We start from the raw sequence: 25,550 nt of genomic DNA on the forward strand, positions 1-25,550 counted from the left end.
ATTGCGGTGTGGGCGACTGCGGCTGTTTTCGGGGTCGGTCTTCCAGCAACAGCCGGTGCCCACGGCAACGATGACGGTCCCAAGTCTTCGCGAACGGCAACATCTGTGACTTCGGGGTCTCCGGCACGTCCGGTGAGGCCCGAGCGCGCAATGACTCTCGCGGAGCGGCGTTCCCAGGTAACGCACAGCCGAAGAGCAGCCGTATTGGATATTGCATCCAAAGGTAGGCTGAGAGATTCTGAGGTTTCGATTTCCTGGCCGCATAAGGCGGCAAGCATTGATGATAAATCATTGAAACGCGCAAAACTTGACCCAAATCAGTCCATCCCTAATTCTCTTGCTCATTCTGTTCTCGTGCCCACATCTGGGACGCCCCATGCTGCAAAGGTCAAGGGAGGTGTCGAACCCTATGATGACGGTGATATTTCCGCTGCGGTTGGATTCCCGCCGGTGAATCCCAGAGTGGCCACTCATGCCTCGCCAGGCAGGACGACGTGGGAAGTGCTGGTGGATCCCACTGGACCTTACTGGCCGTTTTTTATGCATCTCCAACTATTCCGAGCTTCAGATAATTCGCTAGTTGCCGATCGTTACACCGATAGAGATAATCTTGTAGACGGCGACACAACTGGAATTTGCCTCAAGTGGGTTGCGACCACGCTCGGAAATCTGTGTGAGTTCGACATAAACGACGGCGTGCTACAGGGTAAGGCCGGAACAAACTATTACGCAAAAATCTCGTTTCCCACTCAGCTTCAGGAACGGTACGTTTATACGGCACCGAATGAGTATTACGTCACCATCGTTCCTTATGCTTGGGGCGCCCCAGTCACATCCCCGATTGCACCCGCTGTCTACACTCCGGGTATCCCAGACGGGATGGACGGTCAGTGTTCGTGTTCGCACCAGACCAATCGTGCGGATCCGGTGAACACTGCTACGGGAACGGTGACCGAGACGATTACAGATGCGGCGGTGCCCGGCGCAGGGGTGCCATTTTCGCTGGCGCGCTCGTACCGGTCGGACGCGACGTCCACGACCGGTTTGCTGGGGAAGGGCTGGTCTCTGGGCTTCGAGTCGTCTTTGACGCTCGCCAGTGACCAGGCGACGCTGGTCGACTCCGACGGTGCGCGTGTGGTGTTCACGAAGAACGGTGACGGGTCGTACGCGACGCCGAAGCCGGTCCGGTACACGCTGAAGGCGGTCACCGGGGGATTCACCGTCACCGCGCTGGACCACAGTTCCCGCTCGTTCGATCAGTCGGGCCGGCTGACGTCGGTCAAGGACAGCGACGGCCACGGCCTTTCGCTCGCCTACGTTTCCGGCGTCCTCACGACGGTCACGGATGCTGCGGGCCGTGCTGCGTCATTTGACGTCGATGCGGGCAGCGGCCGATTGAACGCCGTCACGCTGGAGGACGGCCGCTCGGTGCATTACGCCTACACCGGTGGGCAGTTGACTGGTGTCACCGGCACGGACGGCGGTGTTACTCACTACTCGTACGACGCGGCGGGTCGGCTGGCGACGATTGTCGACCCGGCGGGTCGGACGATCACGCAGAACACTTACGACGCGACGACCGGCCGGATTTCCCAGCAGCTCGACGCCGACGGTAAGGCCACCACGTTCGCGTGGACGCCGACTGTCGGCGAGCCAGCGGGTTCGGGGGAGTCGGACATGACTGATCCCAATGGCGGTATCTGGACGGATGTGTATCAGGCCGGTGTGCTGCTCTACAGCTACGATCCGCTCGGCCACGGCCCGGACCGGACGTACGATCCGTCGCTCAACATCACCGAGCTGTACGACAACAACAATGCAGCTACCGACATGACCTATGACAGCCACGGCAACGTGAAGTCGGCGCAGGTCGGCGATGTGTCGGAGTCATGGGTCTACGACACCTCCGACCGGTTGACCTCCCACACCGACGGCCGTGGTCACACGACGACGTACACCTACGACGGGTCCAGCGACCGGGTGCTGTCGGAGTCGGGGCCGCCCGGTGTGACGACGTATACCTATACGGCAGCCGGTCAGGTCGAGACGATGACCGAGCCGGGCAATCGCGTCACCCACTACGGGTACGACAGTGCCGGGAATCCGACATCGACGACGGATCCGGAGGGGAACGTCGAGTCCTCGACGTACGACAGTGCGGGCCGGATGACGTCGCAGACGGATCCGCGGGGCAATGTCGCGGGGGCGGACAAGGCGAAGTTCACCACCACGTACGAGTACGACACGGCTGGTCGGCTGAAGACGCAGACCGATCCGCTGGGGCACGGGACGTCTTACACCTACGACGACAATGGCAACGTCCTGACGACGACGGACGCGCTGAACCGGGTGACCACGTACGGATACGACAAGTTCAACCGGCGGACGTCGGTGACGGGTCCGGACAACAAGGTGACAAGGACCGAGTACGACGCTGCGGGGAACGCGTCAGCGACGATCGATGCACTGGGGAACAGGACCAGTTACACCTACGACAGTGCCAACCGGCAGGTGTCGATGACGACGCCGCGCGGCAATGTCGCGGGGGCGGACAAGGCGAAGTTCACGACGACATACGGGTACGACGGCAACGGCAACCGCACTCAGACTGTGGACCCGTCCGGCGCCGGGACGACGACGGCTTATGACGCGCTCAACCGCGTCGTCTCGGTCACCGACGGCCTGAACCACACCACGAAGACCAGTTATGACGGCAATGGCAACATCGCTTCGACGACGGATGCCCGTGCCAAGGTCACGACGTACACGTACGACGATGCGGACCGTCAGCTCACCGTCACCGACCCGCTGAACAGGGTGACCACGGACGCGTATGACGCGGTCGGCAACCACATCAGCCAGACCACACCTCTGGGCTTCGTCACGTCCTGGACGTACGACTTCGACGGCAGGATGCGCACACAGGTCGACCCTCGCGGGAATGTGGCGGGTGCGGACAAGGCGAAGTTCACCACGACGTACGACTACGACGCGGCCGGCAACCAGACGAGGGTGACCGACGCGCTCGGCAAGGTCACGACGACCGACTACGACGCGGCGAACCGCGTTGTTGAGGTCACTGATCCGTTGAGCCAGGTCACCAAGACCGAGTACGACGAGCTGGGGCAGATCAAGAAGGTTACCGGTCCGGACGGTGCGGTCACCGGCTACACGTACAACGTCAGCGGCACGCTGGCCACGCGCACGGACGACAACGGGCACACCACGACGTACGGATACGACGACGCGGGTCGGCAGAACGGGGTGACCGACCCGCTGGGGCACAAGCAGTCCGTCGAGTTCGACCAGGACGGCAATCCGGCCAAGGTCACCGACGCGCGCGGCATTGTGTCCACCACGGCGTTCGACGGCCGGGGCCTCGCGACCGGCACCACGTACAGCGACAGCACCCCGGCGGTGGCCTTCACTTACGACGCGACAGGGCAGCGAAAGACCGTCACCGACAGCTTGGGCACCCGTACCTACGGCTACAACGAGAACGGACAGCTGACGTCGGTCGCCCCGTCGGCGGGCAAGGGCACGTTCGCCTACACCTACGACGACGCCGGGCAGCTGTCCTCCAGGGCCCAGGATTACACGGCCGGTGCGGCACTGGACTGGTCCGGTGCGACCCAGACGGTGACGGCCGATCTGAACGGTGACGGACTCACCGATGTGATCCGCACCGACGCGCACGACACGATCCGCACCTACCTCGGCCGCCAGGACGGCACGTTCTCCACCGGCAGCACGTTGACCGGCACCGGTACCGGGTTCAGCCAGGTGCTGCCGATCGACTACACCGGGGACGGGAAGGTCGATCTGCTGGCGATCGACAAGTCCACCGGTCACCTGTTCCGGTACAACGGCGACGGGTCCGGCGGTTTCGCCGCGTTCGACCTCGGTCAGGGCTGGGGCGTGATGACGCTGACTGCCGGGGACTTCAACGGTGACGGCAAGCAGGACTTCCTGGCGGTCAGTTCGTCGGCGAATGCCATGTACTTCTACCCCGGCAACGGCACGGGCGGGTTCGGCGCCCGCACCACGGTGGGTCCTGGCTGGGCCACGTACCGGCTGATCTCGCTGGACTACAACAGCGACGGCAAGCAGGATGTCCTGGCGATCAATTCCGGTGACGGGCACCTGTACTTCTATCCCGGCAAGGGCGACGGCACCCTGAACACCCGCACCGACCTCGGCGGCGGCTGGAACCCGATGTACCTGGTGCCGGGCGACTTCAACAAGGACGGCAAGACCGACTTCCTCGCCCGTGACACCACCAACAATAAACTCCGCTTCTACCCCGCCACCGGCACGGGCGGCTTCGGCACCTACATACTCCAGACCGCCGACTGGACCACGTTCGGCACACCGGCACCCGGTCAGTTCAACGCCGGCACCACCCTGGACATCGTCGCCACCGACACCAGCAACCACCTGCGGCTGTTCAGCGGCGACAACGCCGGACACCTGACCGGCGCCACCATCGTCACCGCCCCCGCAACCGGCAGCAGGACGGACTACACCTACGACGACGACGGTCGCCAGACGTCGCAGAAGTCCGGCGGGGGGACCACGAACTTCGGCTACGACCAGACGGGCAACCTCACCTCGACCGTCATGCCGGGCGCCAACGGCTACACCGAGAAGCGCAGTTACGACCGCGACGGGCGGATGACGGCGATCGGCTCGACCAAGGGCGCCACCACCCTGGCGAACTGGCAGCTCACCCTCGACAGTGCAGGGCAGCCCACGCGTATCGACGCCGACCGGCTGGGCAAGCCGACCAGCTACCAGTACTACACCTACGACCCGGCCGGCCGGCTCCTGACCGACTGCACTTCGGCCACCCAGGCCGCCAGCTGCCCCGACGCGGCCGCGGGCACGACCTACACCTACGACGGCGTCGGCAACCGCACCACCGCCACCACCAACGGCGCCCTCACCACCTACACCTACAACGACGCCGACCAGCTCACCTCCACCCTGGCCGGCACCACCACCCGCGGCTTCACCTACGACAACGACGGCAATCAGACCGGCGCGGGCAACGCCACCTACACCTACGACGCCAACAATCGCCTTGCCGGCCTGACGAACGGCAGCTCCACCTACGCCTACACCTACGACGCCGACGGCAACCGCACCACCGCGTCCACCAACGGCGCGATCCAGCGCACCACCGTCTGGGACACCAACTACACCCTGCCGCAGGCATCGTCGGACTACAACGCCACCGGCTACCTCATCGCGAACTACCAGTACAACCCGCTGGAACAGATCCACGCCCAGACCAACAGCAACGGCGCCAGCTTCTACTACCATCACGACCAGCTCGGCTCCGTGACCGACCTTACCGACGCAGCCGGCGCCCTCCAAAGCAGCTACACCTACACCGCGTTCGGGCAGTACACCCAGACCGACACCGCCACCAGCCCGCCCGCCAACCCCTTCAACTTCACCGGCCAATACCGCGAACGCACCACCAGCGCCGCCGGCCTCTACCTCCGCGCCCGCAACTACGACCCCACCCTCGGCCGCTTCACCACCACCGACCCCATCCAACTCCGCATCCACTCGCCGTACAATTCGACCTACTCGTACGCTGACAACTCGCCTACTTATAAAACTGACCCTAGTGGAAAATTCGTTCCCCCCGGAGCCGGGGTCGGTTCTGTAGGCGTAGGTATCGGTAGAGTCGCGGTAGTTGGCGGACTTCTCGGTGCTGTCTGCGCTGGGATGGTCGATAAAAAGATTGACCTAAGCAAACTTGCCTGGAAGTTGCTGCCGACGCCCGCCGGTCTCACCAAGCCTCAGTGGGATGACGCGGTGCTTAACTGTGAATTTTCCTACGGATTCGACGAAAAGTACTGCAGGTTCCTTCCGGTATTCGTGGTCGACGGAAAGAGAACACCGAAGATCGCAATCAACGATGCGTCGGCAATCGAGGCTCATAAGCCATTCTTTTTGCATACTTTGCGAGACGCCGCGGAAGCGGAGGCGAATCGAGAATTCGCCGGATGTAAGGCTGTCTGGAAAGGGCCGCTGAGTTGCGATGAGTACCCGTTCGCATCGACCTGGGAGGGTGGACTCGGTGCGCAGGTGATGAGTGTGTCAATCGCAGAAAACCGGCAGCAGGGGCGGGATATGAGCAAATTCCTCCGAGGGAATAAAATGAAACGCCTTGACCCCTTCCTCGTGGCTGTGATAAACGTTAGAAGAGTAGCCGCCCACGTATGGGTCGCTCCCTGAACTTGATGGGTGGAAATGAGCACGCTCCTTACCTCTCTCACGGTGTCGCCGCTATGGGCTCAGCTCTCCGTTCGGGATTTCGGCACAGACGATGATCCCGAGGGTGGATTGGATGCGCGCGACGTAGTTGCCTCCCCCGGACACGTATACGTATTTACGCGATCCGACTCGGATGGGGATGTAACCGTAGAGGTGTACGCCGGGGGTGATGTGCCCAGCGGTGCACGTATTGTCTATGAAGGAGTTCTCGTCCTGGAATCTGGGGTGCTCTCGATAACTGCGCCTGGCATGGAAGACATCGAGACGCTACGTATGCCTCGTCGCGGCAACTGGCCGATCAGAATCGCCGTCCGTGGAGAGCCTGAGCCAAATTTCGTTCGAATTATCTTCGATGAGAATGAATGGCAGGAGCGCGGAGCGTGAAATCTGAGTGAGTGTGACGGTCCCGCAGGGCACTCTATGAAATTGCCGCCGCCTGTTTGACGGGGCAAACGGCGCACCTGATCAGATCAGTGCCGATGCGGCTGACCACAGTGGAGTTGCATGACTCCACGGGCGTCAGGGAAGCACTCGCGCAGAACCTGTGGAAGCAAGGCGAACGCTGGAATCCTTGTGTCGCCGGACTACGGATGGCGGTGCCCCGCAGCCGGAGGACGGCGGTTAGGGGTCAGAAACGTGTGTTCTCCACAGGGCGGTCAACATCGGTGGCCGCGTCGAGCAGTGCGGCCAGATCGCCGGGCTCGGAATCTCGCTGCGAGGTCCACCACCCGGCCCGGGTGACGGTTCGGGCTTTGTCCTCTATCGCTTCCCACTCGGTCTCGGCGGTGTCGCCCTCGACGACCAGAGCGGCGTAGGCGGCGGCGAGGAATTGGTGTCGGCAGCGGACACCCCAGGCGACCGCGCGCCCGGTGCCCTCCAAGGGAGGCACCCGGTACTTAGCGGACCAGGCTTCGAACTCCGCCTGCTCCTTCGGCGTGCCGGTTCTCCAGCCGTTCGTGCGTGCTTACGGCGTCGCTTTGGTGGGCGTCTTTCCAGCAGTCGGTGCACGGACGCTCGGTCAGCCAGCGGGCGAATCCTGCGCGCTCGTCGGCGCGCCGGTCGCCGAGGTTCCGCTCGGCGATGTGTCCGCAGGAGTGCGTGATCTGGTAAATCGTCTTCACGGCCATGAGGGCTGTTCCTTAACGGAGTCGGGGTGTCAGCGGGTGCGGGAGAACGGCACACGCGGGTCCACCGGCCGGGTGGCCGGGGCTGAAGCGGCGGGCGCCGGGACCGGGGGTGTGCCGGGCAGTCCGGCGCGGGCGGGACTGGCGGCCAACGCCGCAGCGCTGAGGGAGGCCGACCGGCGCGCGGCGGCGTCCGGGCTGCGTTCCCGGGACACCGGCCTGGCCGCCGCGGGCCGATGCCGCGCGGTGATATCCCGTGCGAGGGCGGGCTGCACGGCCACCCGGAGGCCGGCGCGTTGCATGGCCGCGGTTGCCTGGACGACCTGGCCGAGAGCCTGATCGCGACCGGTAGTCGGCGGCAGCACGTAGATGTCCAGGCCGGGGTGGCGCTGCCAGCCGTGCTCTTCGAGGAGATCTTCCCCGGCGGCTGCGCGGTCAGAGGTGGCGGCGACGATGCCGAGACCGGGATGGTCGGCGAACGCGACCTCGGGCCCGGTGCGCTGGGACACGGTGGCAGCGGGCACCGGCTCCGGGGCTGCGAGGAAGGTGTCGAATTCGGCGTCGACCTGGACCCGGTAGTTGGCGCGGCGCAGGAGGTCGACGGCCCGGGTGGCTCGCCCTGCGCCGTCGCGCTGCTGATCGGCGAGCACGTACAGATCGGGGTGGCCGGGGACAGGGTGGAAGTCGAAGCCGCGGAGCATCCAGGCGCCGGCGGCGAGGTCCTTGGGATGGGTGGCGACGATGCCGAAGTCGGGGTGGCAGCCGACCGTGATATCGGGGAGCGGGTTTTCGGAAGGAGGCACGGCGGATCCGTTCGGGGTGGGTAGCGACAGCGGGGCCAGTGAGGGTGACCGGTCTGCGGGTGCGGATCATGAGGGGGTGTTCCTCCTGGCCAGGGCCGGTGGTTGGCGAGAATCGGGTGAGGTGGTTCAGCGAGTGCGCTCGGGTCGGGCCGGGAGCGGTGCGGCCGTGGAGGCAGGAACGTTGGGGATTGGTGCTGGATGGCTTCGCTGGGCGGTCGGCGAGGACGCCAGCGCGGCGGCGACGCGAGGCTCTTGTTCGGGCACCGGGTCAGGCTGTGTCCGCCGCGGGTGAGCGGTGTGGCGGTCGGCCAGGGTGTTGCGCAGATTCTGGATATCCAGGAAGGAGACGACTATCTGCTGGTTGATGCGGCGCAGCCGGTCGGCGTACAGGGGATCGGCGGCCTTGCCGAGTCCTTCCCACCAGTCGGCCGTGGCGTCGAGGACTTCGGTGAGCCGGTCCAGGACTCCGTCGCCGGGCGCGGTCAGCTCGCTGAGCACCGCGACAGCCTGGCTGCTGTGATCGGCCCGGGACAGAGACTGGGCGAGGTGAGCGAGGCGGTCGCCGAGGCTCGGCCCGTTGTCGGGCAGTACCGGGAGGCTGGTGTCGAGCAGGTCGGCCTCGACGGCGTAGGCGAAGCCTTCGGCGCCCAGCATGCCGACGGCCCGGGTCACCGTGTGGCGCTGTTCGGCCGGGTCGGTCATCCCGAAAGGCAGGTGGTGGAAGCGCCCGTGGTGGGTCACTTCGCAGACGAAGCCGGCGCGGTGGAGAAGCGCGTCTGCCGCGTTGAACGGTTCGAGCGCGACAGACGGCACCGGTGATGCCAGGCCGAGCTGGTCCAGGCGGGCGTCGATGGCGGCCAGGAGCGGGGCGGTGCTGCCACCGTTGCCGGCGTGCGGCCCGCCGGGCTCGGAGTTGTAGAGGACTTCGTGCACCGTGGAGTCGTACGGGCTGCTCCGGGTGACCAGCCAGCTCGGCGGGTGGCCCGGTGGATGGTCGGCGGGCGGTTCCTGGGGCGGGGAGATGATCAGGGCGCTGCCATCGGGGAGTTCGGCGTGGACGATGTATGCGCTGAGGCCGTACTCGACGGTGCACACCAGTCCGCGCTGCCGCAGCGGGCCGGTCAGGTGGGCATACCCCCGCTCTTGGACGGAGGTGTTGGTGGCGTTGTCCTGGGCGGGCGGGCCACTGGTGCGTGCAGTGATCCGGGTGCCCTGCCGAGTGATAGTGACCGCGATCTGATCGGGCTGCATCTCGGCGCCTCCTTTCTACCGGTCGCGTCCGGTGGTACGGCGCGCCGCGCGGGACGTCCGCGAGGGCGTGAAGCTGAGTCGAGGATTCGCCGCCTGGCCGTTTTGGCCCGTCCGGGATCTGGTGGTACGGGCGTCAGCGGGCGTGGCGGCCGGCAGGCGGGAGATGCGTCGGAGGGACAGTCCCGGGAGTAGTCGCAGTACTCTGTGCGCCGGGCGTGGATGGGACCTTGCGTCCGAGTCACCCAGCGCGGCAGACGGCTACACCCTCGCCGGCCGAGCCGGGCGCGGTGGGGCTTAAGATGTGGAGGTTTCAGCGGGGACGCCGACGGGACGTGCGGGTCGGACTGTCGTAGGTGAGCGCTACGGTGCTGACATGTCTGCACAATCCGCAGGGCCGAGCGGGCTGGTCCGTGTTCATATCGCCGTCGATGATCCTGCCGAGACGCCCGAGCCGGTTCCGGAGGCTGCCGAGTACGCCTTCAAGCGGCATACGGCGTCGGCCCGGTATGCGGGGATCAAGTGGGCCGAGGTAGGGGCTGAGCCGCGTTGGCTCGGTATGGATACCAGCGATTGTCCGGTGGCCATCAACCCGAGCCGGTTCTGGAATAAGGGCGCGGACGAGTTCGAGAGGTTCCTCGCAGGGGCAGCGTCGCGTGACGAGCCCGCCGTGATCATTGCTACCCTCGGCAACGCGATTGATGACACCGCTCGTTCGGTGCTGAGCCGGTACGACGCCAGTGTGGATCTGGTGGATAACAGCTACTCGCTCGGTGGCAGGCGCTTGCCCGCGGGCTCGGACATCTCCTTGGCCTCTGGACTGGACGCGGCTTGCCGTGACTTGGGCCTGCGACTGCTCAATAGGCCGTCACGGGCTCCGTGGTGGGCCATGACCCTCCGCCAACCGCTTCTTCAGGAAGGGTTTGGGCCGGTAAGCGATCCGGCCGGCGAACTCGTGCCGATCCTGACTGACCGCCTTGGCGAGCCTGTGGTTGTCCGTTGGGCGCCAGCGGATGGCCGGCAGGTTTGGTATGTGATTCCGGACGACGTGGACTGGTCCACGATCATCGACTGGGTCGTCCGGCGCGCCCTTCCCGATCATGTTCCTGGCGCGCTTCGCCGGGTTCGGGCTCGCCATGGGGTTGACCCCGATCTGGAAACGGCTGCGGAAACGGACGCGCGGGTCGCATTGGAGGAATTGGAGCGCAGCTACGCCGAAGATCTGGTTCGCCTTCAGGCTGACCTGGAACGGGTCCGGCGGGTCGCCGATCCGGTGCGGTCGGGACTGTTGTACGGGACCGGCGGAGAGTTGGCCGAGGCGGTCGCCGCCGTTCTTCGGGCAGCTGGCTTTAGGGTCACTGACCTCGACGAGGATCTGGGCGCCACCAAATCGGCCGATCTGCTGGCGATCTTTGACGGGGACACGTGTCTGATCGAGGTGAAGTCCGCGGGTGGTGCTGCGCCGGAGAGCCTGGTCTCTGCCCTCACTCGTCACCTCGCGACGTGGCCGGAGCTTCGTCCCGCGCAGCCGGTCTCATGTGCCGCGCTGATCGTGAATCACCAGCACAAGATGGATCCTGCCCGGCGGAGCCGGAAGGTCTACCAGCGCGCCGAGTTCGTCAGCACTCTTACCTTTCCGGTTCTCAGTACGACCGATCTCTTCGGCTGGTGGCGGGCCCAGAACTGGTCAGCTGTGCGCACTGCAGTGCTGGACTGCTCGCGCCCAGGCGCTGCACCTGCTGTCTCAGAGGAGGAGATGGCGGAGGCCGACCGCAGGCGGGGGTTCTGGAGCCGCTTTCGCCCCGCTAGCCGGGTATGACGTTCGTGGCCCTTCTGGGCGGTAGCGAGAGCGCGGTCGCGGCGGCGCACGGAACCGCATTATGTTGCGCCCTGACCGGCGTCCAGGTTTCTCGGAGGCGGATGTTCGATCCCGCCCGGTGGTCATGAATGGGAGAATCGTTTCATGCCGGATCTCTTGCCGTCAGATGACTCGGACGCCGGGTCATCTGCTCTCGACACCAGCGTCATCCCGCTCGGTGAGCGCGCCCTACGGGGCGTTCTTGGGCACGTAGTCGCTGTCGGCGACGAGGCCGAGACGACCTACCTCGAGGTCAAGAGCCCACTCGACATGAACAGCAAGGCGACCGCCGCCAAGATCGCAAAGTTCCTTCTGGGCGCAGCGAACCGGCGTCCGGGGGAGGCGGCCCGACACTTTCACGGCTACGCGGTCCTGGTCATCGGTGCACAGAAGAACAGTGCTGCCGGAGTACTGCGCGGAACCGAAGCGCACGAGCTCGAGGACCGGCTCCGTCCCTATCTCGGGCCCCAGTTCCCGGCCTTCGAGTTCGGCAGGATCGGCATCGACTCCGACCATGAGGTCCTGTTCGTCATCGCCCAGCCGCCAGAGGATGGCCAGACGATCTTCCCATGTCACAAGAGCTATCAGAGTGACGACCGTCGCGACAGCCTTGAGGACGGCGCGATCTACGTTCGAGGCACGAGCAACACGCGGCCCGCACGCTCCGGAGAGGTCCTCGCCCTCGTCGAGCGAGTCCGCAGGGGCGGGAGGCCGCCGATCGACCTTGAGGTGCAACTGCTCGGCCCCATCTGCAGGGTCGACCGCGTGGAGGAGACACTGGAGAGCCTGCGCCGCTACGAAGAAGAGCAGTTCAGCAAGCAGCCGCCACCATCTGAAGACGCTCTCGTCTCGACGCCGTTCGTATTGCGGTCGAGCTTCTTCGGCAGCACGAAGCCGCTGTCGGCGGAGGACCGGGAGCAGGCGCTCGGCGCATGGCAGAGCAAGAAGGCCGAGCACATCGCTAAGGGTCGGGAGCACCTCCTAGGAGTCGCGATGCCGGGTGCCGGCATCCAGGTCGTCAGTCGCGGTCGTTTCGTGTCCAAGCCCCATCTGGTTCTGACGTTTCATAACTGCGAGGTGCTGGATTACCTCGACCCGGACGACGCAGACTTCGAGAAGGCGGTCGAACCAGTGTTGGGGCCGCACAAGCCGTTCCTGGCGGGCTTCGACCACTCGACTATCCGCCCCCTCCACCGGGGCTATCTCGTGACCTGGAGCACGCACGGCGAGGGCGCCGAAGTTGTGCTCACTCTGGAGTCATTCCGTCCGAACGTAGTTTGGACGAGCGACCAAGACGACTACGTCGTCATCGCGAAGGATCCTCATGCCAGTTCGGTGGAGGTCTCGTGGGAGCTCACCGAGGATGGCAACGACGCGGTGACCCGTGGTGAACTCCGGGTGCCCACGGCCCCCCTCGTTGACGCGGCCGACCTGTTCGAGTCGGTCTTCTTCAGCACGGACGAGGATCTCTGATAATGATCTTGACGAACCCACGGGCTTATCAGCGCATCCGGGCGTCGGTGTCGAACAATTCCCGCTCGGCAGGGTGGAGCAGGTGCTGGGTAATGAAGCTCCGGCCTGCGACTTTCCACAGGCCCCGGCCCTTGGTCAGGGCGGAGACGGCCTGGGTTTCGACGCCGGTCAGTCCGAGGAGGGAGGCTGCGGCGGCGAGCTGGTCGGGTTCCTGGCGGTAGATGATGCGGGTGGAGCAGTCGGCGAGCAGGCCCTCGGCCAGCACCCGGCCGCGCGAGCCGGCATCACCTGCGGACAGCAGGTCGCTGAGGCGGTGGATGATCATCATGTTGGCGATCCCCAGCCCCCGGGAGAGTTTCCACTGGGACTGCATCCGCTCCAGCAGGCCGACATGCCGCATCACCCGCCACGCTTCGTCGTAGATGACCCAGCGCCTGCCGCCGTCCGGGTCCGCCAGCGCGGCCTCCATCCATGCCGAGGCGCAGGTCATCGCCAGCACCAGAGCCGTGTCGTCGCCGGCGCCGCCGAGCCGGGACAGGTCGATGGACAGCATCGGCGTCCTGGGGTCGAAGACCACGGTGCTCGGTGCGTCGAACATCCCCGATAGGTCGCCGTGGACCAGGCGGCGCAGGGCATGTGCGAGATCCTGTGCCGCCGATGCCAGGCGTCCGGGCTGGTCGGGAAGGGCGGCGTCGAGGTGGGCGGTTGAGCCGAGAACGTAGGCGATCTGCCCGAGCAGCGGCACGGTGCGCACGGCGTCCGCGTGGGCGACGACCTGATCGAGCGCGATGTCGAGCGCGGTGTGCTCCATTGGCCGCAGGTCGCGTTTGAGGACGGTGCGCGCGAGACCCGCCAGCAGCAGCAGTCGGCGCTTGCGGGTCTCGGTCGCCCAGTCCGCGTCGCTGACCGCCTCCGGTTTGGCGGGGGCGTCCAGCGGGTTGAGCCGGCCGGGCAGACCGGGGCCGAGGGCGATGGTGTAGCCGCCCAGTGCCTCGGCGACCGGGCTCCATTCACCCTTGGGATCGCACGGGACGTAGACCTTGTAGCCGTGGGCGACGGCCCGGGTGGCGATCGACTTGGCGAGGGCGGACTTGCCCATGCCGATGATCCCGGCCAGTACGGCGTTGGGGTTGGTGAAGCCCTCGATCCGGCCGGAGCTGTACAGCGAGAACGGGTCATAGCAGAACCCGGCTTCTGCATGGACATCCCGGCCGATGAAGATGCCCTCCGCCCCGAGTCGGCCTTCGGCGAGGAAGGGGTAGGCGCCGGCGACGGTCGCGGTGGTCATGCGGTGGGCGGGCAGGCGCAGCTTCCCGCCGCGGGCGGAGGCCCGACCGGGGCGCCCCGAGGGCGGGTAGGTCGGCCGCAGCTCCGGGTCGAGGCCCTCCTCGCCCTGCTGTCGCGGCGGGGCCCCGGCGCGGCGGGCCTTGTGGCGGGCTTCGGCGAACCCGGCGCGGGCAGCGCGCTGCTGGGCGCGGGAGGACTTGCGGGGGACGAACAGAGGGGAGGCGCTGGCGCGGGTGCGGGGCATGAACGTTTCTCCAGGTCTGGTGGTCGGGTCAGTGGCGGACGAGACCGGTGAACGGCCCGTGCAGGTCGGCCGGGGTGCTGCGGCGGCGTACCAGGCGGGCGGTGATCTGATGGCGCCGGCAGATCGTCAGCTCGGGAGCCCCCTCGGGCAGCCCGGCCCGGCACGCCTCACGGTCGGGAACCTCGCCGGAGTCCGGCCGGGGGGCTGCGTGGTAGGCGGCGTGGAGGTGGTCGGCGGCCTGCCAGATCCGGGTGCGCGCGGCACTCAGGCAGTCGGCCTCGACCGGTACGAGCGAGCCGGTGCGCAGGGTGTGCGCGTCGAGCAGTTCGTACACGGCGACCAGGTGCTCGTGCAGGGTGTCCAGTTCTGACCGGGGCGTGATGAGCGGGCCGGCGGGGATGTTGAGGGCGCGGTGGAAGTCGAGGGCGGCGGTGGCGAAGGGCACGAAGTCCTGCGCGGTCGGGGCGGGGGTGCGGGACATGGGGGTGCTCTCTCAAAGGGAAGGGACGGGGCCGGCATCAGGCGGACAGCGCGAGGGGCAGGGCGGCGGCGGTGAACGCCTCGGCCTGCTGCCAGCGCAAAGCCCGCAGGTCGAGCTGCGCGCCGACGGCTGCGGTCTCCACGACCGCGCACGCGGAGCGCAGCTCGTCCTCGGTGTCTGCGCTGACGGTCAGCAGGCCGGTCAGGGCCACGTCGGCGTGCCCGGCGATCAGTTGCCGCTCGCGCGTCTTGATGTCGGCGTACTCGATCGAATCGGCCTCGGAGTCGACCTGGCCGCGCCGGGCCCGCTCGGCGGCGTCCGCGATCACGCTGGCCTTTTTCCGCTGGACATCGCGCAGCGCGGCGTCCAGGCCCTTCGGCTCGTACGACAGCGACAGGGTGCGGCGGACCCCGGCGGGGAACAGGAGCTGGTGCAAGAAGCCTGCCGACGTCTCGATGCGGGGCCAGTTCTCCACCCAGTACGTGGTGTGGAAGGCCGTGTCGGTGGCGATGTGGTCGGCGGACTCCACCACCACGACGGGACCTGCGGCAGCCGGGTCGGCTGACGGGTGCCCGGAGTCCGACCAGCGGTCCAGCGCGGCCAGGGATTTGGGGTCGTAGGCGGTCCTCACCACGGCGGCGATCTCGGCGGCGCTGAGCCAGCCCGACGGGTTGAGGCCGACGGTACGCGCAGCTTGGTCGAAGGTGGAGGTGAGCTGCGCCAGCACCGAGAAGGCCCCGGTCAGGCCGCCGCCGGCCTGGTTGATCAGCCGCCGCGCTGCCTTGGCGTCGAGCGACACCGCGACATACGCCTCGTGCGGGGCCGCCGCCGGGCCCGCAGACGCGATCAGTTCGCTGTAGACCTGCCCTGCGAGCGGGGCATCAGGGTTGCCGTGCTCCTCCCAGTACCGGCGCAGCGCATCACCGGAGTCGGGGACGGTGCGCTCGACCACCTGGATCCGGGCGACCTGCCCGGTGCGCGCCAGCGCCGCCAGCGCCCTTCCCCAGCCGGAGACGTTCGCGTTCTGGGTTCCCGGGTCGAGCAGTGCGTATGCGCGGCTGCTTACCTTGACGACGGCAGTCAGGGCGCCGGTGCCGGGGTGGTGAACGGCGCCGTACCGGCGGTCGGGTGCGGTGACCACCCGTAGCGAGGCGGCGGTGCCCGGCAGATGCAGGAGACCTTCGCGGAGCGGCCGGCGCGACGGGCGGGCGAGCCAGACGAGCTGGCCGCGGGCGCGGCGCACGGCGTAGCGGGCGACGACCGGTGTCCAGTCGGCCAGGCTTCGGCCCCGGGAGCGGACGAAGACCAGCAGCAGGATCGCGACCCACAGCGGGATGAGTTCCAGTGCGCCGACTACGCCCCGGGTGAGGACGACGGCCAGGAGCAGCAGCCCGGTGAGGGTGACGACGATCAGTTGCGGCGCGGTCAGGCCCAGAAGAATGCCCCGGCGGCTGCGATGGGGGAACTTCACGGTGGTCGGGGCGCCTTCGGTGGCGCGGTTGTCAGTCATAGCGGTTCCAGAAGGTAGAAGCGGCGGGAGTGTGGCCGGCCTCAGGAGCGGGGTGCGGGAGGAAGGGGGCGGACAGCGCACCAGGAATTGCTGTCCGCCCCCGACGGATGGCCGGTCAGGACTCGGCGGACGGTCCCATCGCTCCTGTGCCGGATCGGCTGGCAGCCGGAACTGCTGTGCCGGGGGTTTCCGCCTCGGAGCCGCCTGTGCCTCCGGCGTCGGGCCGGGTGATCAGCGGGGGGATGCCGGGGCGCTGGATGAGGGCGCGGCCTTTGTCGCCGGTGGCGTTGTCGTCCTCGCCGTAGCGGAAGGTGGTGCGCGGCGGTGGTGTGCCGTCGATGCCTTCCTTGCTGAGGTGGGATCCGGCGGGGTTGATGCCGGAGGCGACTCCGTCGGCACCTGCGCCGGGGACCTGGCTGGGCCCCTGCGGTGCCGGGGCGCCGGTGCCGGCCTGCATGGCGAGGCTGCCGGCGGTCTTGGCGGCGCCTGCGGCGACCGCCATGCCGGCGATTCCGGTGCGGTGCAGGTCGTCGTGGCCGCCGCCGTCGGACGCCCAGTGAACGAAGCGGTAGGTGGCGTAGGGGCAGAGCAGCACCAGGACCATGACGACCAGGCCAGCCATCGCGTCCGACAGTGCGCCGAGTCCGTCGGCCGCCTGGGACTTGCCCATCGCCGAGACGCCGATCAGGAAGACCACCGTCATCAGCAGCTTGGACACCACGAGGGTGGCAGTGGCCTCGATCCAGCCGCGCCGCCACTTCCTGGCGACTTCCCAGCCGCCGCCGGATCCCGCGAACACCGCGAGCGCGACCAGGATCAGCACGCCGACCTTCCGGGCGACCATGACCCCCCAGTACATGAACGCCCCGATCGCCATGCCGACCGCGACGATCGCCGGAACACCCCAGCCCAGGCCGAACATCACTCCCAGCTCGTTGACCTTGACCACGCGGCGGATCGCGTCGTCGACGGAGGTGTTCGCCGCCTGGAACAACCCGTCGGACAGGGCGTCGACGACCGTGATGGCGACGGCGGTGAAGGCGACGGCGCAGAAAGAGAACAGGACGCCGATCATCGTGCCGATCGCGGCCTGGGCCAGGGCGCGTTCGTCGCGCCGCCAGGCCGCGGACATCAGCTGCAGGCAGAACGTGCCGACGGTCAGGGTCAGGCCGATGGGCAGGAGCAGCTCGTAGTTGTCACGGAACCAGGGTGCGTTCAGATCGATGGCGGTGGTCTCGTTGACCGCGCGGGCGGCGAGGTCGGCGGCGCTCGCGGCGAGATCGCCGGCGGACTTGGCCAGCCAGGCGCCGATGCCGTCGGTGACAGCCGTGCCGGTGGAGGAGACGACGCCGCCGATGGTGTCGCACACCCTGTCCATCAGGGGAAGATCACAGGCTCCCATAACGGAAACCTCCTTTCATGAGTGAGAAGTCAGGGGGCGACGTTGGGCAGGACACCGGCGAGCGAGCAGGGCTGGCCGGGCCTGCACTGGACGGCCAGAGTGATCGCGCGGGACTCCGCGCCGCCCCGGGGTGAGCCGGTCCAGGCAATGGACTGCCGGCCGGTGACGGTCACGGCGTAGACGTACGCGGTGGTGATCGCGCCCGGATCCGCCTGCAGGGCCTGGGTGAACGAGGCCGGAAAGTGCGCCTCGTTGACCGTCGCGGTCGCGAACTGGGCATTGTCGGCCATCCGCTCCCACAGCACGGGGGAGGGCACCAGAACATCGACCGAGGCCGGGTCGGCGTACGTGCTCTCCGAGGTCATCCACCGGTGCAACGCGGCCAGCAGCTCCGGCTGGGCATAGGCGCGGGTGTCGTAGGACCACAGGGCTGCGGCGGCCTTCTTGCCGAACGAAACCGGATCGTGTGTTACCGGTGGCAGCGGCAGCGCCGCCGTGGTCCCGTGCGGGGGCGGTGTCGTGGCCGGCGGCGAGGAACCGGGTGCAGGGAAGGCCGAACTCGTCGACCGCCCCGAAGGCTTGGCGGAGGCGCGGCCGTCGCGGGTGAGGTAGGCGGCCAGCCCGGCGAGGGCGACAAGTACGATCAGGACGACCGTTCCCAGCAGAACCCGCCGGCGGATCCAGGACGTGCCCGCGGTATCCGAGGACGTGGCAGGCATCAGTGGACCTGCGTTCCGAGTGCGGAGAAGAAGGTCACGATGCCGTTGGCGGCGCCCAGCAGGAGGGCCGCGCCCGCTGATACGAGCACGCCCTTCTTTCCGTTGGCCTCGGCCTGGTGGCCGCCGGAGTGGTGGCCCCAGGCCCACACTCCGGCACTGACGGCCATCGATCCGACCACCGTGATGATCCCGAAAAGGTTGACCGAGCCCATCACCTGCTTGAGTACGGCCAGGCCCGGCAGCCCGCCCCCGTTCGGCTTGATCCCGGGGTCGTAGGCGAGCCGTATCACCGTGTCGGCAAGAAACATGGGGAACTCCAGTTTGATTTAAGGCGCGTCAAAGCCCGCCGGGGCGCGGCCGTGGCGCGCGGGGAAAAAGGGGGAGGGGGAGATGCGCCGGGTCAGACGACGCGGCGGGCCGCGAGAATCTGCGGCTTCCAGTCGGCGAGGGTCGCGATGCGGACCACGTCGCCGGTGTGCGGGGCGTTGATGATCAGCCCGGAGCCGATGAACATCCCGACGTGCTCCGGGACCGTGGCCGTGCCCTCGGTGAAGACGAGATCACCGGGCGCAAGAGCATCGACCGGAACGGCCTTGCCCTCTTTCACCTGGGTGTACGTCGTCCGCGACAGCGTGATCCCGGCAGCCTTGTAGGACTGCTGCATCAGCGACGAGCAGTCGCAGCGGCCCATCGGATCCGGGCCGTGGGAGTTCGTACAGCTCCCGCCCCACTGGTAGTCGGTGCCGAGCTGCCCGAGCGCCCAGCGGATCGCGGTCCGTACCGCGACCGGCGCGTCGGCCGGGATTGTGTAACCGGCCGGCACCGCACCGGGCGGGATCACGCCGAAGTCCGTGCCGTCCCCGCCGGGCGCGCAACTGCCGCCGATGCCCGACCGGCCGGTGCCGACGGGAACGGAAGCCGAAGGTGCCGGGTCCGGTGTTTGGTCGCCGGCCGGTGACAGCAGCGGGTCGAGGGCTTTCTGCAGCGCGGTCGCCAGCGGTTCCCACGTCGTGTACGCATCGGGGAAGCCCGACTGCTGCACCGCCTGGGCGGCCTGTGCCACCGACAGCGACAGCCACCCGGAGACCTTCTCCAGCGCCTGGTAGAACGCGGTGGAGGCGTGGACCGGGTCGAGGATCTCGTTCGCGGTGCCCCAGCCCTGCGACGGACGCTGCTGGAACAGCCCCAGGCTGTCGCGGTCGCCGTAGGTGAGGTTGCGCAGACCGCTCTCCTGCAGAGCCGTCGCCAGCGCCACGACCTGCCCGCGGGCGGGTACGCCCATGGTCAGGCCGGTGGCCACGACGGTCTTGGCGTTGGGCACCTGCTCGGCCGGGGCGTCCAGCCCGGGGACCGTGACGGCGCCGGTGCTGCTGCCGTCCAGGATCGCCTTCACCTTCGCGGCCACCGCTGCGGTATCCACAGCCTGTGCACTGCCGGCGGAACATGAGGCCGCCGCGCTCCCGGCCGTGATACCGAGCAGGGGAACGGCCAGCAGCAGCGGACCGGCAGCTGCCAGACCGAAGGCGGCGCCAGCGGTCTTCTTCATCGCCGCCACCGCCCGCCGAGGCCAACGGCGTCATCGGAAAGCGGAGTTGGGGCGGGGTGTGGGGGAATCAGGGCGTGCTGCATCGCAGCGTCTCCTCGGTGTTCGTAGGAGGCGCGGTGCCGGCTTCTCGTGCAAAGCCGCCGGCGCCGCGTTGGTGTGAATCCGCCCTTGAGGCGGGCCCGGATTAAAGGAGTTGGTAGCTCCCGGACGCCGGTATCAGGTCATGCGCGGCAGCCAGCCACGCTCGTAATCTCACGTGATACACAAGGAGCCCCCTGGCAGATGCGAAAAACGAGGCGAACGCGCCTGTCCGGCGGCCCAATTGGACACGACAGCACGGATTAGCACAGGTCAACGAAGGTGAAGCGGTGCTCCGCCCTGGTGACTTGGCGAGACAGTAGACCGTAAATCCGGACGCACCAAATGGCCCCGGCAGAGACCGTGGAGAGTACCCGGCCTCGTTAGGCCGGTCCGGAATTCGCGGCTACGTGTTGGGTCGGAACCGGGCGGATCCGTCGGGTCGGACTCTGGACCCTGATTCTCTGGGTTGCGCCCCCAGAACATCAGCCTCTCCGGACAAGACAGTTGGTCATGGCCAGGATCACCCCTCTGACAGTCACGTGGGAGAGCGCAGGGGAGCGCAAGGGGAGCGCGGACGCCTTGGGGCGCCCCAGCATGAGCCAACATGACTGAGCCTCACGCATGCCTGCTGATCAGGCAGAACGAGACTCAGTGATACTGCCGGACATGACCTGTCATGATCGCTGGCGTACTCGTAATGCGTTGGTCTCGCGTCTGAATCTCGAAGGCCCCTCCAAGGTGAATCTCGGGGCCTGACGCCAGCGCGCAAAGAGGACCTTGCGTATTGTTGGTCGACCACGACCCCTGGGCGACTGTAGCAAGGGGGTCTTCCTGTTTGCGCCCGCGGCAGTTGCGGGCCCTGGCCCAACCCGGTACCGGGGGAGCGGGCTCTTTGCTGACCGTAGATCCCGCACCCGGGGAGTAGGAGAAGACCCTCAGCGAGCCTTTTCCAACCTGCCGGTGGGCGCGTGCAGTTGGGGTGACAACGTGGCGAAGCCCCTGGTAGATGGGTTTTCGACCAAGAAATCCGTCTCCACCAGAGGCTTCGTGTGCTTGTCTACCCGTCGGGCGTCGACGTGTCCAGTTCTGCCCTGCGCTTCCTGTCCGCCAAGCTCCGTCAGCGCCGCCGGGAGCTCGGCACCCGCTGGCGGCGCCTGAGTGACGGCCGCCAGGCCCTGCTCACTCTCGTCCATCTCCGCAACGGCCATCCGTATGCCCAGCTCGCGGCCGGGTTCGAAATCGGGACCACGACGGCATACCGCTACGTCACCGAGGCCGTGGACCTCCTGGCCGCCCTCGCACCCACCCTGGCCGATGCCGTGCGCGCCGCGTCGACGAAGGCGTTCGTCCTCCTGGACGGCACGCTCCTGCCCATCGACCGCATCGCCGCAGACCGGCCCTTCCACTCCGGGAAGCACAACAAACACGGCATGAACGTGCAGGTCCTCACCGATCCGTCCGGCCGACTGCTGTGGGCCTCACCGGCCCTGCCCGGCGCCGTCCACGACATCCGAGCAGCCCGCGAACACGGCATCATCGACGCCCTCGCCCAGGCCGGCATCCCCTGCTGGGCCGACAAGGGCTACCGCGGCGCCGGCGGAACAGTCCGCATCCCGTACCGGGGACGATGGGAGACCCTCTCTGCCGGTCAGCAGGTGGTGAACCGGTCCCACGCGAAAATCCGCGCCCTCGTCGAGCAGGCCATGGCAACCCTCAAGAACTGGCGACTCCTGCGCAAACTCCGGTGCTCCACCACCCGGATCACCAGCCTCATCCAAGCCGTCCTCACCCTGCATCTGACCAGCTCAAACCCATGATGGAAAAGGCTCACTGACAGCGGCGAGTCCCAGGGCGGCGGCTGAAGAGTCGGCCGCCGGGCGAGGTCGGCATATTGGCCTTCTCGCCACCTCTGATGAAAACAGAAGGGTTCGATCTGCTATTTTCTTTAATATGAGGGAAGCGGGAAATGAAATTTCCCGCTTCCCTCATAGATCAATGCTCCCGGTCATTTCTTGTTGCGTTGTCCTCGGCTGACCCAGATCAGCGATGCCAGGATTGCAACAAGGAGGACGATTGCGATAGTGACGCGGAGCGGCTTGCTGAGCTCGTCCTGGGCCCAGGGGACGAACAGGAACATAGCCACTATGGCCACAGCCACAGATGCGAACCACGCAACGACTCTGGTCCTGTAGGTTCTCACTGCTCCTCCTGATGGCTGACTGACTACGAGCTGCGCAGCGCGTTTTTCGCGCATTTGACGGTGGCTCCGGCCCCTCCCGATACGGCTTGGTTCTCCTAGCGCTTTCGAGTGAGTAGAACGATAAGAAAATAGAAGAAAGCCACTAGGGCAACTACGAGCACGGTTATTCCCAGAACGGCCCCGCTGAAAGCCAAATAATACGCCTGGGGTTCGGTCCCCTGCCCGGAGCTGGTTGCCGTGCTATCGGTCACCACTTTTTGCCCCTCCGTTTCCTGTATTTTTGCATACCTCCGGTTCGCATGAAAAGTTGGAATGCTATGAGGGCGGCGACAACCACCACGATGACGAGCCAGACGCAGATATTCACCGGGTTCCTTTCGGTTCAGGGGCCGGGCAAGGGTACCCGGCCCCCAGGCGTACCAGGTCAGAACAGGCTTGCCCCTAGTTTGAAGGCGTCCTTTGCGTCGTTGAGGAAGCTCACGGCTTCGGAGGCGTCGCCGGAACCGCTGGGCCCGTAGTCGCCCACGATGTCCAGCCCTGTATCGATGGCGCAGCCGGTCGCGGCCTCAGTGGCGAGGCCGATTCCCGTGGTGGCGGTTCCTGTGAGTCCTGCGACGAGCGCTCCTTGAGCTCCACCCTTGAAGCAGGACGTCGCGTATTTCGACCAGGGCACCTCGCCGGTCGGATCGACGTTGTTGATGGGGTCGTCGCCTGCGTAGGCGTAGCGGTTTCCCTGGGCGGGGTCGGCGAGGAACGACAGCGCGTCCTGGGTGGTGAAGTGGCCGGTGGTGGGGTTGTACCAGCGCTGGCCGTATTTGATCCAGCCGGTGGTGCGGTCGTAGGTGCCGCCGACGTAGCGGTAGGGGTTCTGGGCTGCGGCTGATCCGGTGGCGGTGGTGGTCTGGTAGGCGCCGTAGGGGTCGTACTGGTAGACGGTGGAGGTGACCGTGGACTGGTTGATGAATTCCACGGGGCTGCCGAAGCCGTCGGTGATGTAGTACGCCTCGGTGCCGGTGGTGGTGCGCAGGACCAGGGGCTGGCCGGTGGTGGGGTCGTGGTCGATGTAGGCGGTGCCGGCGTCGAGTGTGACCTGTTCGATGACGGGCTGGCCGTTGCCGTCGGGGCGGCAGGTGTAGGTGCCGGTCCCGGTGGAGGTGGTGGCCGCCGTCATCTGTCCGGCACCGTTGTAGGCGACCGAGGACAGGGACGGGGTCTTGGTGAGGTTCCCGGCGGCGTCGTAGGTGTAGCCGCTGGTGGTGATCTGGTTGGCGGCGTTGTGGGCGAGGGCGGTTGTCCCGGTGGCGGTGGTGCGGTTGCCGCGTGCGTCGTAGCCGTAGCTGTACGTCGTCCCACCCCCCGAAGTCGCCACTGACGGCAGCCGGTTGCCCGGGTCGTATCCGTAGGTCGTCGTTTTCCCCGAGAGGTTGTCCTTAGACCACTGGAGAAGGCTGCGGTCGTCGGTGGTGGCGGTGGAGCAGGTGGTGCCGGGTGTGCCGCCTGCGGTGCGGCAGTAGGTGACGTCGAACTGGCGGGTGGGTGAGGTGGCGGGGCCCTGGTCGGCCCAGACTCGTGAGGGGCCCTGCCGGACGCCCTGAACCGCGAGTCGCTGCGCACCCTGGCCGACGGCTCGACAACGCTGCTGACGTACGACCCGGCCGGGAACGTCGCCACCTACACCGACCCCACCGGACCGGTGGTCTACGGGTACGACAATGCCAACAACCTCAAGACGCTCAAGGACCCCTCCGGGTCGACCACCACATACCAGTACAACAACGACGACGTCCTGACCTCGGTCGCCTACCCCGGCGGCACCACGCAGACCATCACCCCGGACAACTCCGGCCGCCCCTCGAACATCAAGACCGCCGCCGGCTCCACGACACTGGTCGGCCTCTCCTACACCTACACCTACGGGAAGTCGGGCACGGACGGCGACCTGCGGCACACCCGCACCGACAACCAGGCCGGCAAGACCATCACCTACAGCTACGACTCCCACAACCGCCTCGCCAAGGCAAAGGAGTCGGCCACCGTGATCTGGCTGTACTGCTACGACGCCGCCGGGAACACCGTGTCAGCCACGGCCGGCTCCGACGACGCCTGCCCCGGCACCACCACCTACACCTACAACGACGCCTCCGAGCTGACCTCCAAGAACGGCTCCGCCACCGGCTGGACCTACAACCCGGCCGGCGACGAAACCAACGGCGCCTCCACCACCGGCATCCGCACAGGCGAGACCTGGTCGGACTTCAACCAGCTCACCTCCCTCACCGCCGCCGGCACCGCCTACACCGCCGCCTACGCCGGCACCGACAACGCCGAACGCACCCAACTCGGCGCCACGGCCTTCCACAACGGCCCCGAAGGACTCGCCGCCTCCACCGCCACCGGCGCCGACACCGGATTCACCCGCGAGCCCGGGGGCACACTCAACTCCATGAGGACCGGGGGAAAGAGCTACTACTACCTCACCGACGCCGACGGCTCCGTCCTCGGACCTGGTCGACAATGCCGCGCACCGCGTGAACACCTACACCTACAACCCCACCGGCATGCCCCGCACCGGCGGCGTGAGCGAGACCGTCCCCCAGCCCTACCACTACCACGGCGCCTACCTCGACCCCACCGGCCTGTACAAAATGGGCGCCCGCTACTACGACGCCGTCACCGAACGCTTCACCCAAACCGACCCCTCAGGCCAGGAAACCAACCCCTACGCCGCCTTCGGCGCCGACCCCGTCAACCACACCGACCCCAACGGGACATTCAGCCTCGGGGACATTGCAAATGTTGGCGACACCGTTGGGGCAATAAAGGACGGTCTTTCCGGAGACACAAGCGCGCTGCTAAGGGCTGTCCCGTAACGGTCGGTAGGGCGGCGGCCGGGCGATACTCGCGAGACTCCGCCGTGGCAGGTGTGGCAGCCTGCGGACATGCCAGAGTTGCGCGTTCATGCGGGCCGCCACTATGCCGTCCAGTTTCACTACGCCTTGCAGGAGGACGCCTGGTGCGTGGAGCTGAGCGAGGCCGTCCCGGCGCCAGCCACGTGGGCCGATATTCCCCATGCCGCGTCTCACCTGCCTGGACCTGCCTTCATGGTGGCGGTGATACCCGACGAGGACCCGAACCTGGAGCCGGCCGTCCACATCCGAGGTGACCACGAGCGGGTCATCCCCTACGAGATCATGCGCTGGTTCATGGAGCATGTGGGTGAGCGGGTTGAGCGCTGCCGCCTCGCGTTCGAGCAGGGGACGCCTGAAGCAGTGGAATGATCACG

General features: G+C 67.1%; 18 protein-coding genes. 6 read left to right on the forward strand and 12 right to left on the reverse strand.

What is annotated here, in order from left to right; all coding sequences use genetic code 11:
* Positions 1-879 precede the first annotated feature (879 nt).
* Positions 880-6,252, forward strand: a complete 5,373-nt coding sequence (locus ACZ4EF_RS31110; protein WP_467507419.1) for an FG-GAP-like repeat-containing protein — start codon at positions 880-882, stop codon at positions 6,250-6,252.
* A 667-nt stretch (positions 6,253-6,919) separates the two neighbouring features.
* Here ACZ4EF_RS31110 and ACZ4EF_RS31115 read toward each other — a convergent pair.
* The 4 genes from ACZ4EF_RS31115 to ACZ4EF_RS31130 form a co-directional block, all read right to left on the reverse strand.
* Complete coding sequence (locus ACZ4EF_RS31115; protein ID WP_467507421.1) at positions 6,920-7,171, reverse strand: hypothetical protein; 252 nt, start codon at positions 7,169-7,171, stop codon at positions 6,920-6,922.
* Between the two features lie 16 nt (positions 7,172-7,187).
* Entirely contained in the window at positions 7,188-7,418 is a 231-nt protein-coding gene (locus tag ACZ4EF_RS31120; protein WP_467507423.1) for a hypothetical protein, read from the reverse strand.
* 29 nt (positions 7,419-7,447) lie between these two features.
* Positions 7,448-8,218 (reverse strand): hypothetical protein, encoded by a 771-nt coding sequence (locus ACZ4EF_RS31125; RefSeq protein WP_467507425.1) that lies wholly within the window; start codon positions 8,216-8,218, stop codon positions 7,448-7,450.
* Between the two features lie 126 nt (positions 8,219-8,344).
* The gene (locus ACZ4EF_RS31130) at positions 8,345-9,469 is read right to left on the reverse strand and encodes a hypothetical protein (RefSeq protein ID WP_467507427.1); all 1,125 of its coding nucleotides are present in this window, start codon (positions 9,467-9,469) and stop codon (positions 8,345-8,347) included.
* A gap of 373 nt (positions 9,470-9,842) precedes the next feature.
* Here ACZ4EF_RS31130 and ACZ4EF_RS31135 point away from each other — a divergent pair, with 373 nt between their 5' ends.
* Both ACZ4EF_RS31135 and ACZ4EF_RS31140 read left to right on the forward strand, forming a co-directional pair.
* The gene (locus ACZ4EF_RS31135) at positions 9,843-11,285 is read left to right on the forward strand and encodes a hypothetical protein (RefSeq protein ID WP_467507429.1); all 1,443 of its coding nucleotides are present in this window, start codon (positions 9,843-9,845) and stop codon (positions 11,283-11,285) included.
* A gap of 144 nt (positions 11,286-11,429) precedes the next feature.
* The gene (locus ACZ4EF_RS31140) at positions 11,430-12,797 is read left to right on the forward strand and encodes a hypothetical protein (protein ID WP_467507431.1); all 1,368 of its coding nucleotides are present in this window, start codon (positions 11,430-11,432) and stop codon (positions 12,795-12,797) included.
* A gap of 28 nt (positions 12,798-12,825) precedes the next feature.
* On the opposite strand, the gene ACZ4EF_RS31145 is transcribed toward ACZ4EF_RS31140, so the two are convergent.
* The 7 genes from ACZ4EF_RS31145 to ACZ4EF_RS31175 all read right to left on the reverse strand — a co-directional run bounded on the left by ACZ4EF_RS31145 (position 12,826) and on the right by ACZ4EF_RS31175 (position 19,986).
* Positions 12,826-14,328, reverse strand: a complete 1,503-nt coding sequence (locus ACZ4EF_RS31145) for an ATP-binding protein (RefSeq protein ID WP_467507433.1) — start codon at positions 14,326-14,328, stop codon at positions 12,826-12,828.
* A 28-nt stretch (positions 14,329-14,356) separates the two neighbouring features.
* Positions 14,357-14,809, reverse strand: a complete 453-nt coding sequence (locus ACZ4EF_RS31150) for a DUF6238 family protein (RefSeq protein WP_467507435.1) — start codon at positions 14,807-14,809, stop codon at positions 14,357-14,359.
* Positions 14,810-14,846: 37 nt separating this feature from the next.
* Positions 14,847-16,319 carry an SCO6880 family protein gene (locus tag ACZ4EF_RS31155; protein ID WP_467507437.1) on the reverse strand — a complete coding sequence of 491 codons (1,473 nt, stop codon included), beginning with the start codon at positions 16,317-16,319 and terminating at the stop codon, positions 14,847-14,849.
* 115 nt (positions 16,320-16,434) lie between these two features.
* Positions 16,435-17,721 carry an SCO6881 family protein gene (locus ACZ4EF_RS31160; RefSeq protein WP_467507439.1) on the reverse strand — a complete coding sequence of 429 codons (1,287 nt, stop codon included), beginning with the start codon at positions 17,719-17,721 and terminating at the stop codon, positions 16,435-16,437.
* Between the two features lie 29 nt (positions 17,722-17,750).
* Entirely contained in the window at positions 17,751-18,440 is a 690-nt protein-coding gene (locus tag ACZ4EF_RS31165; RefSeq protein ID WP_467507441.1) for a hypothetical protein, read from the reverse strand.
* A complete protein-coding gene (locus ACZ4EF_RS31170) occupies positions 18,440-18,748 on the reverse strand; it encodes a DUF6112 family protein (protein ID WP_467507443.1) in 309 nt (102 codons plus the stop codon). The genes ACZ4EF_RS31165 and ACZ4EF_RS31170 overlap by 1 nt, the downstream gene beginning before the upstream one ends.
* A 92-nt stretch (positions 18,749-18,840) precedes the next feature.
* Positions 18,841-19,986 (reverse strand): C40 family peptidase, encoded by a 1,146-nt coding sequence (locus ACZ4EF_RS31175; protein ID WP_467507445.1) that lies wholly within the window; start codon positions 19,984-19,986, stop codon positions 18,841-18,843.
* A gap of 1,130 nt (positions 19,987-21,116) precedes the next feature.
* Here ACZ4EF_RS31175 and ACZ4EF_RS31180 point away from each other — a divergent pair.
* The gene (locus ACZ4EF_RS31180; RefSeq protein WP_467507447.1) at positions 21,117-21,884 is read left to right on the forward strand and encodes an IS5 family transposase; all 768 of its coding nucleotides are present in this window, start codon (positions 21,117-21,119) and stop codon (positions 21,882-21,884) included.
* A gap of 807 nt (positions 21,885-22,691) precedes the next feature.
* Here ACZ4EF_RS31180 and ACZ4EF_RS31185 read toward each other — a convergent pair.
* Positions 22,692-24,269 carry an RHS repeat-associated core domain-containing protein gene (locus ACZ4EF_RS31185; protein ID WP_467507448.1) on the reverse strand — a complete coding sequence of 526 codons (1,578 nt, stop codon included), beginning with the start codon at positions 24,267-24,269 and terminating at the stop codon, positions 22,692-22,694.
* 526 nt (positions 24,270-24,795) lie between these two features.
* Between ACZ4EF_RS31185 and ACZ4EF_RS31190 the strand changes: the two genes are divergently transcribed.
* On the forward strand, positions 24,796-25,137 hold the full coding sequence (locus ACZ4EF_RS31190; protein WP_467507450.1) for an RHS repeat-associated core domain-containing protein: 342 nt from the start codon (positions 24,796-24,798) through the stop codon (positions 25,135-25,137).
* Positions 25,138-25,206: 69 nt separating this feature from the next.
* Entirely contained in the window at positions 25,207-25,545 is a 339-nt protein-coding gene (locus ACZ4EF_RS31195; RefSeq protein WP_467507452.1) for a hypothetical protein, read from the forward strand.
* The last annotated feature ends 5 nt before the right edge of the window (positions 25,546-25,550 follow it).

Source organism: Streptomyces sp. NPDC025721, from assembly GCF_055558595.1.

Coding starts and splice junctions, on each gene's coding strand:
- ACZ4EF_RS31145 (WP_467507433.1), bottom strand. CDS start 14,328: ATGCCCCGCACCCGCGCCAGCGCCTCCCCTCTGTTCGTCCCCCGCAAG.
- ACZ4EF_RS31110 (WP_467507419.1), top strand. CDS start 880: ATGGACGGTCAGTGTTCGTGTTCGCACCAGACCAATCGTGCGGATCCG.
- ACZ4EF_RS31155 (WP_467507437.1), bottom strand. CDS start 16,319: ATGACTGACAACCGCGCCACCGAAGGCGCCCCGACCACCGTGAAGTTC.
- ACZ4EF_RS31135 (WP_467507429.1), top strand. CDS start 9,843: ATGTCTGCACAATCCGCAGGGCCGAGCGGGCTGGTCCGTGTTCATATC.
- ACZ4EF_RS31165 (WP_467507441.1), bottom strand. CDS start 18,440: ATGCCTGCCACGTCCTCGGATACCGCGGGCACGTCCTGGATCCGCCGG.
- ACZ4EF_RS31175 (WP_467507445.1), bottom strand. CDS start 19,986: ATGAAGAAGACCGCTGGCGCCGCCTTCGGTCTGGCAGCTGCCGGTCCG.
- ACZ4EF_RS31120 (WP_467507423.1), bottom strand. CDS start 7,418: ATGGCCGTGAAGACGATTTACCAGATCACGCACTCCTGCGGACACATC.
- ACZ4EF_RS31160 (WP_467507439.1), bottom strand. CDS start 17,721: ATGGGAGCCTGTGATCTTCCCCTGATGGACAGGGTGTGCGACACCATC.
- ACZ4EF_RS31195 (WP_467507452.1), top strand. CDS start 25,207: ATGCCAGAGTTGCGCGTTCATGCGGGCCGCCACTATGCCGTCCAGTTT.
- ACZ4EF_RS31130 (WP_467507427.1), bottom strand. CDS start 9,469: ATGCAGCCCGATCAGATCGCGGTCACTATCACTCGGCAGGGCACCCGG.
- ACZ4EF_RS31140 (WP_467507431.1), top strand. CDS start 11,430: ATGCCGGATCTCTTGCCGTCAGATGACTCGGACGCCGGGTCATCTGCT.
- ACZ4EF_RS31150 (WP_467507435.1), bottom strand. CDS start 14,809: ATGTCCCGCACCCCCGCCCCGACCGCGCAGGACTTCGTGCCCTTCGCC.
- ACZ4EF_RS31170 (WP_467507443.1), bottom strand. CDS start 18,748: ATGTTTCTTGCCGACACGGTGATACGGCTCGCCTACGACCCCGGGATC.